We start from the raw sequence: 6,683 nt of genomic DNA, 5'->3' as shown, positions 1-6,683 counted from the left end.
ACGGATTTCAGCACCACGTCGCGCACCCGGTCGGTGAAGCCGAGCGACAGGCCGCGGTCGATCGTCACCGAGGCGACGACGGCGAGCAGGATGGTGGGCAGGATCGCGATCAGCGAGAACAGGCCGACGATGCGGGTGTGGAGCCGCGCCACCGCCGCGTTGGCGCGGCGCGCATGCAGGAACACCCGCGCCTCCCAGGCGATGATCACCGCAAGCCCGAGCACGAGCGCGACGTTGATCGCCAGCAGCGTCACGCCGATGGCCGGCGTCGGCGTGACGCGGATGACGCCGGCCAGGATCAGGAAGGTGGCGATCGCCGAGACGAGCGCGGTGACCACCACGGCCGCCCCGACCCAGCCGGGCCCGCGCGGGCCGGCCCACATCGCATCCGGGACGGCGGCACCGACGGCATCGGGGCCAGCGGACGGCACCTCCGAAGTCCTGGATCGCAGAAACGGCATGGCTGATGCCGGGCCACAACAGTGTGGCGGAATTATTACGGATCGGGCATCGGCCGTTCCGCGCCGCCGGTGAGACGCCCCGCCGCGCGGCAGGCAACCGTGGTGCTCGGACCCGGCGCCGGACGATCCCGGCCCGGACGACGCGGGAGCACGAAATCGGGGCGGCCGGCCTTTCATCCGGTTGATCGGCGACGCGTCACCCCCTCCGCCCGGCGATCGCACCTGTTGCCGCGCCGCAACGCCTTTCCGGCACGATCGAGCGCATCAGGTTGTGTCTTGTTATCATGTAACAGATAGGTGATGAAACATTATAACGTGGTGTGAGGGGATGCGATGCGGCGCAGGCGGGCGAGTTTCTGGGGCGGCCCGGCGCTGGGTCTTGCCCTCCTGCCGGGCGCGGCGCAGGCGGAGTCGTCCGTGACGCTCGGGGAACTCAGCGTCACCTCGCCCAGTCCGATCCAGCCTGCGACCGGCCGGCCGGTCGCCACCGTGAACGTCCCGACCGGCGTGCTGCCGGTCGTGACCGACACCTACGCGCCCGTCACGGTGGTCACCCGCGAGCAGATCGCCCGCGATCAGCCGCGCACGCTCGGCGACGCGCTGTTCGACCGGCCCGGCATCTCGTCCTCGACCTACGCGCCGGGCGGCGCCTCGCGGCCGATCATCCGCGGCCTCGACAACGCGCGGGTGCGCATCCAGGAGAACGGCGTCGTCATCGGCGACGTCTCCGACCTCGGCGAGGACCACGCGGTCCCGATCAACCCGCTGGTCTCCGACCGCATCGAGGTGATCCGCGGCCCCGCGACGCTGCGCTACGGCTCCGGCTCGATCGGCGGCGTGGTCTCGTCCGAGAACAACCGGGTCCCGACCTTCATCCCGGCGGGCGGCTCTTCCGGCCAGGTCACCAGCGGCTTCTCCAGCGTCGACAACGGACGGCTCGGCGCGGCCACCGTCGATGCCGGCGGCGACGGGATCGCGGTCCACGCCGACGGTTTCAAGACGGCCAACGACAGCTACGCGATCCCGGGCGGCATCCAGCGCAATTCCTACACCGCGTCGCAGGGCGGCGCGGTCGGCATCTCGGCGATCGGCGACCACGGTTTCGTCGGCGTCTCGTTCAGCCACTACGACAGCCTCTACGCGATCCCCGGCGGGGTGGCGGAGCAGAACCGCACCCGGCTCGATCCGAACCAGGACAAGGTGACGTCGCGCGGCGAGTACCGCCCGCTCGACGGCCCCCTCGAGGTGATCCGGTACTGGGCCGGCTATTCGGTCTACCGCCACGACGAGATCGGCATCGGCGGGGACGGGGTCGAGGGCATCCAGGCGATCTTCAAGAACCGCGAGGCGGAGGCGCGGATCGAATTGCAGCACGTGCCGGTGTTCACCGATTTCGGCAGGCTCACCGGCGCGCTCGGCTTCCAGACCGGACGGCGCGTGCTCAACAGCCAGTTGGAGTCCTTCGTGCCGCCGGCCGAGTCGCGCGCGAACGCGGTCTACCTGTTCGAGGAGCTGGAACTGCGGCCCGGCACGCGGGTGCAGGCGGCCGGCCGCATCGAGGGCGACCGCCTGAACAGCACCGCGACGCGGTTCCCTGGCGATTACCTGCCCGTGCCGGGCCAGGACCCGCTGCAATACGCCCTGACGCGCCGGTTCGCGCCCAAGAGCGCCAGCGTCGGCGCGCTCCAGGACCTGCCCTACGGCTTCGTGGCGAGCCTCAACGGCTCCTACGTCGAGCGCGGGCCAACCTCCTACGAGCTGTTCTCGAACGGCCCCCACGACGCCACCGCGACCTTCGAGATCGGCAATCCGAACCTGAAGCTGGAGCGGGCCCGCACCGTCGAGGTCGGTCTCCGCAAGGGCGACGGGCCGCTGCGGCTCGACGCGACCGGCTACGTCACCCGTTACACCGGCTTCATCTACCGCAACTACACCGGCTTGCTGTGCGACGACGACTTCGCCTCCTGCGGCGCGGGAACCGAGAACCGGCAGATCGTCTACAGCCAGCAGAACGCGACCTTCTACGGCGCCGAGATCGCGGCGCAATTCGACGCCATCCCGGTCGGCAACGGCTGGTTCGGCGTCGAGGGCCAGTTCGACGTCGTGCGCGCGCAGTTCGACGACGGCACCAACGTGCCGCGCATCCCGCCCTACCGCCTCGGCGGCGGCGTGTTCGTGCGCGCCGACGGCTGGTTCGCGCGGGTGAACCTACTCCACGCCTTCGCGCATACCGAGATCGCGGCCTTCGAGACGGACACGCCCGGCTACGACGACCTGCGCGCGGAGGTGAGCTACACCCGGTCGCTCGATCCGACGGTCTACGGTGCGGCCGAGGTGACGATCGGCCTCCAGGGCCGCAACCTGCTCGACGACGACATCCGCAACGCGGCCTCGTTCAAGAAGGACGAGATCCTGCTGCCGGGCCGCAACGTGCGGGTGTTCCTGACCGCGCGGTTCTGACGACGCGGACGGAGGCGGCGCGCGGATCACGCGGGCATCGACCGCTTCGCGACGGCGCTCTCCTCTTCCCTGGCCTTTTCGCCGAAGCGCCGCGCCGGCTTGCCGACGCGGGCGCCGATCGACCGGATTGAACTTTATCGCCGCCCGCGCGATGTCCGGTGAACGATGGTTCTGAGGGCGCTCCCATGCCAAGCAATGAGTACCTGATTATCGGCCTCGCCGTGACGACGTTGGTGATCGTCATCGTTGCCGCCGTGGTCATGCGCGGGCGGGTCGCCAAGTCCAAGGGCGATCCCGCACGCTCGAGCTTCACCGAGAACCACGGTGAGGCGCCGCGCCCCAACCGCCCCGGCACGGAGCACTGACCGGCGCCCGCCGAAGCTTCGGCGGGCGCCGGCCGGTCAGAACGCGACGACCGCGGCGGCCTGCCCCGTCTAGCCCGGCATCAGCGCCGGGTCCTGTCGGCGGGCGGCGGCTTCGGCGCGGTGCGGGCGGGCGGGCTCACGGTGCCGGCGGCGGTCCAGTGGCAGACCGCGGTGCCCTGCAGGCTGAGGCAGTCGTAGGCCTCGCCCCCGAGCGCGACGTGGTCGGCGAGCGCCGCGACGCGGTCCCGTGGGAACGCCACGCAGCCGAGGTGGTCCGCCTTCGGGTCGGCGAGGCGCGCCGCGGCGGCGGCCCCGGCCGTCTCACGCCGCAGGAGGCGGTAGTTCGCCAGGGATGGGCAACCGATCACCGGGGCCGAAACCGGGCCCTGCACCGCGGGCGCGGCCTTCGGGGCGGGCTTGGCCGACACCTGGGGGCATGCGGGCCGCGGAAACGCTGCGGACAGGACGGCGGCGAGCAGGGTCGGCAGGATCGCGAAGCGCATCCCCTCCCCTACCATGGCCGGGCGCGTCGCCGATGAGGCTTCGGCGGCGGGCTCAAGGTCGGGCCTGCAACTTGGCGAACCGCTTCAGCACGCGCTCCCGGCGCAGGCGCGACAGGCGCGCGGTCCAGAAGATGCCGTCGAGCTGGTCGATCTCGTGCTGGAGGCAGGCCGCGCAGAAGCCTTCGGCCGTCGCGTCCCGCGCGACGCCGTCGAGGTCGCGAAACCGCACCCGGATCGAGATCGCCCGCTCGACGACCTCGGAGACGCCCGGCATCGAGACGCTGCCCTCGCGCGCCGCCGCGCGTTCGGGCGAGCGGTCGACGATTTCGGGATCGACGTAGACCGTGGCCGGCCCGCCCGGCACGGGCCGCAACACGACGAGGCGCCGGAGCACGCCGACATGCGGGGCGGTCAGCCCGGCGGCGGCGGCGGCGTCGAGGGTGTCGGTCACGTCCTGCGCCAGCGTGCGCAGGGTCGCATCGAAGGCGGCGACCGGTTCGGCGCACAGGTTCAGGCGCGGGTCCGGGTAGAAGATCAATGGGCGCGCGACCATCAGACAAGCTTTTCCTGCTGGAGGTGTCGATACGTGACTTGTCTGGCACGATCGGTTTCGCGTGTCTGCGATACGCAGGCGCGGATGTGCTGCGCATGTCCTGGTCTCGCAGGTGGCTGATCGCGGCGGTGGGGCGGAAAAAAGCGGAACGATCGCGGTGGCGCGGTGTTGGCATCGGAACGTTTGAAGGAGATTCCCATGAAGACCTTTCTGATCGGAGCCATGCTGGCCGCCTCCGTAGCGAGCATCGCCCCGGCCGCCGCCCAGCGGATCGACATCGGTCCCGGCGGCCCGAGCGTCGACCTGCGGTCCCGCGGCGAGCGCGAGCGCGATTTCCGCCGCAGGGAATATCGCCGCGACCGCGACGGTGATCGCCGCGCCCTCTATCGCACCGAGCGTTACGACGATCGCCGCGGGATGCGCCGCCGCGGCAACGATTACTGAGCGATCGCTGCGACGACGACACGGGAAGGGGCCGGGCGACCGGCCCCTTTTCATGCGGCCTGTCCGATCCGCGTCGCCCCGCTCGAACGGCGTTCGCAGGTCTGCGGCGATGGCGGGCCCCGCGAAGGGTTCGGGCGCGACGCGCGATGGTGCGCATCGGAGGATGTCTTGGGGCGATTCCCGACGAAGGCGGATACCCGCCTGTCGGAAGAAGATTGTGTTAAGACGGTGTGTTAGAACCATATCGATTGGAGAATCCGACAATGCGCGTTCATCTTTTTCGTAACGTGGCCGTTTTCACCATCGTGGCCTCAGCCCTGGCGGCGCCGGTCGCGTGGGCCAAGCCGATGAGCGGCGCCGCCGCGATCAGGATGATCGATACCGACAACGACGGCACCGTCGACATGAAGGAGATCGAGGCGACGGCGTCCGCGACCTTCGATCGTCTCGAAAAGGATGCCGACGGCACCCTCGATACGAAGGAGCTCAAGGGCCGCCTGGGCAAGGCCGGGATGAAGCAGGCCGATCCGGACGGCGACGGCACCATCGACAAGAAGGAATACCTCGCCGCCGTCGCCGACCGCTTCAAGGCCGCCGATCCGGACGGCGACGGCGTGCTGGAGGCCAAGGAACTGAAGTCGCCGGCCGGCAAGGCGCTCCTGATGCTGATCAAGTAGAATCCTTCGGTCCTCTCCTCAAAGATCGTCGTCCACCCTTCGGTGCGAGCCGCCCCACGGCCTGGGGCGGCTCGCTTTCGTTTCATCGCTCCGAGCCGAGAACCGCCCGCACGCCGTCCCATCGCGCAGCAACAGGTGCGGCAAACCGATGGTGTGAAAGCTGTTGACGGATCTCAACCTGAAGATGCAAATTGATCGCGTCGCAGGAGGTGTTTTTGGCCATGGGCATCGAACATCCTGAGATTCCCGGGCCGCCCTCGCTCGTCGCCGAGATGCGCGAGACGATCGTGGAAACCCGGAAGGCGATCGAGGCTTGGCAGGTCATCCGCGATCGCTGCACCGCCTCGGTCGCCGACGCCCTGGCCGAGGGGGCGATCGACGATATCGGCCTCCTCGCTGGGATCGCGGACGGCCTGATCGTCGCCTACGAATACGCCAAGGCCGACAAGGACCCGCTCACCCTTGCGCTGATCGAGCAGGGGATGCTCCATGTCGGCCGCCGCCTCGCGCGGGCGATCGGGCCCAAGAAAGCCGGCTTGATCTGCCACTGACGACGGCCTCCCGAGACGCGCCCGGGCTCCCCGATCCGCGCCGCCGCCGGTTCGGCAACCGGAGCGACGGCCGCCGGTTCGCGGCGACGATCGCCCGGACTCTTGTCAGGAGCCCGCGCGCGACCTAACTCCAGCCTTGCGTCGATGCTTGCCGGCCTTCGCCGGGTCGCTCCGCCCGCTGTCCCTTAAGCCTGTTTCCAAGGGCGTCGCTTCGACTGACATTCCATCTCGACATCAACCTGCCTCGCCCATGCCCGCGCGTGGACAGCCGCTCGGGCCGGCAGGCTCAACGCATCGATACGACGGAGGTAGGCGCCATGAGCACGGGCACCGTGAAGTGGTTCAACGAGACCAAGGGTTACGGCTTCATCCAGCCGGATGACGGCGGCAAGGACGTGTTCGTCCACATCTCCGCCGTGGAGCGCGCCGGGATGCGCAACCTGATCGAGGGCCAGAAGCTGTCCTACGAGATCGAGAACGACCGGCGTACCGGCAAGCAGTCGGCCGGCAACCTCCAGGCCGTCTAAAGGCGCGCGCTCCGCGTCCCCGCACGCGCTTGTTCGGGGACGCGCGGGCCCGACGACCCGCGCGCTGCGGCATTTCCGCATCCGTCGCCGGATTTCTGGGCGCACGACCACGCTTGCCGCGAAACGCGTCCCGCCTCTGCCG

General features: G+C 69.9%; 9 protein-coding genes and 1 pseudogene. 6 read left to right on the top strand and 4 right to left on the bottom strand.

Translation table 11 applies throughout. The annotated features are described in order from the left end of the window. Positions 1–461: pseudogene (locus ACFE86_RS05085) on the bottom strand (PAS domain-containing sensor histidine kinase); the annotation flags it as partial. Positions 462–794: 333 nt separating this feature from the next. On the opposite strand from ACFE86_RS05085, the gene ACFE86_RS05080 reads away from it, so the two are divergent. Then, entirely contained in the window at positions 795–2,921 is a 2,127-nt protein-coding gene (locus ACFE86_RS05080) for a TonB-dependent receptor (RefSeq protein ID WP_375454234.1), read from the top strand. Between the two features lie 185 nt (positions 2,922–3,106). Then, positions 3,107–3,286, top strand: coding sequence for a hypothetical protein (locus ACFE86_RS05075; protein ID WP_375454233.1), 180 nt, complete (start codon positions 3,107–3,109; stop codon positions 3,284–3,286). 80 nt (positions 3,287–3,366) lie between these two features. Here the strand turns inward: ACFE86_RS05075 and ACFE86_RS05070 are convergent, their stop codons facing one another. Both ACFE86_RS05070 and ACFE86_RS05065 read right to left on the bottom strand, forming a co-directional pair. After that, the gene (locus tag ACFE86_RS05070) at positions 3,367–3,789 is read right to left on the bottom strand and encodes a hypothetical protein (protein WP_375454232.1); all 423 of its coding nucleotides are present in this window, start codon (positions 3,787–3,789) and stop codon (positions 3,367–3,369) included. A 52-nt stretch (positions 3,790–3,841) separates the two neighbouring features. Beyond that, positions 3,842–4,342: a peptide deformylase gene (locus ACFE86_RS05065; RefSeq protein ID WP_375454231.1), complete on the bottom strand. Its 501-nt coding sequence runs from the start codon at positions 4,340–4,342 to the stop codon at positions 3,842–3,844. 198 nt (positions 4,343–4,540) lie between these two features. Between ACFE86_RS05065 and ACFE86_RS05060 the strand changes: the two genes are divergently transcribed. Further along, the gene (locus ACFE86_RS05060) at positions 4,541–4,786 is read left to right on the top strand and encodes a hypothetical protein (RefSeq protein WP_375454230.1); all 246 of its coding nucleotides are present in this window, start codon (positions 4,541–4,543) and stop codon (positions 4,784–4,786) included. Positions 4,787–5,049: 263 nt separating this feature from the next. Continuing rightward, on the top strand, positions 5,050–5,463 hold the full coding sequence (locus tag ACFE86_RS05055) for an EF-hand domain-containing protein (RefSeq protein WP_375454229.1): 414 nt from the start codon (positions 5,050–5,052) through the stop codon (positions 5,461–5,463). 82 nt (positions 5,464–5,545) lie between these two features. On the opposite strand, the gene ACFE86_RS05050 is transcribed toward ACFE86_RS05055, so the two are convergent. Then, entirely contained in the window at positions 5,546–5,686 is a 141-nt protein-coding gene (locus ACFE86_RS05050; protein ID WP_375454228.1) for a hypothetical protein, read from the bottom strand. Here ACFE86_RS05050 and ACFE86_RS05045 point away from each other — a divergent pair. Both ACFE86_RS05045 and ACFE86_RS05040 read left to right on the top strand, forming a co-directional pair. Then, positions 5,685–6,014 (top strand): hypothetical protein, encoded by a 330-nt coding sequence (locus ACFE86_RS05045; RefSeq protein WP_375454227.1) that lies wholly within the window; start codon positions 5,685–5,687, stop codon positions 6,012–6,014. The genes ACFE86_RS05050 and ACFE86_RS05045 overlap by 2 nt on opposite strands. Before the next feature lie 317 nt (positions 6,015–6,331). After that, positions 6,332–6,541 (top strand): cold-shock protein, encoded by a 210-nt coding sequence (locus tag ACFE86_RS05040; RefSeq protein ID WP_375454226.1) that lies wholly within the window; start codon positions 6,332–6,334, stop codon positions 6,539–6,541. Positions 6,542–6,683 lie beyond the last annotated feature (142 nt).

It is taken from the genome of uncultured Methylobacterium sp., from assembly GCF_964244095.1.
Classification (GTDB): domain Bacteria; phylum Pseudomonadota; class Alphaproteobacteria; order Rhizobiales; family Beijerinckiaceae; genus Methylobacterium.
The sequence above is the reverse complement of the archived record's forward strand: the minus strand, read 5'-3'. Positions and strand labels throughout refer to the sequence as shown.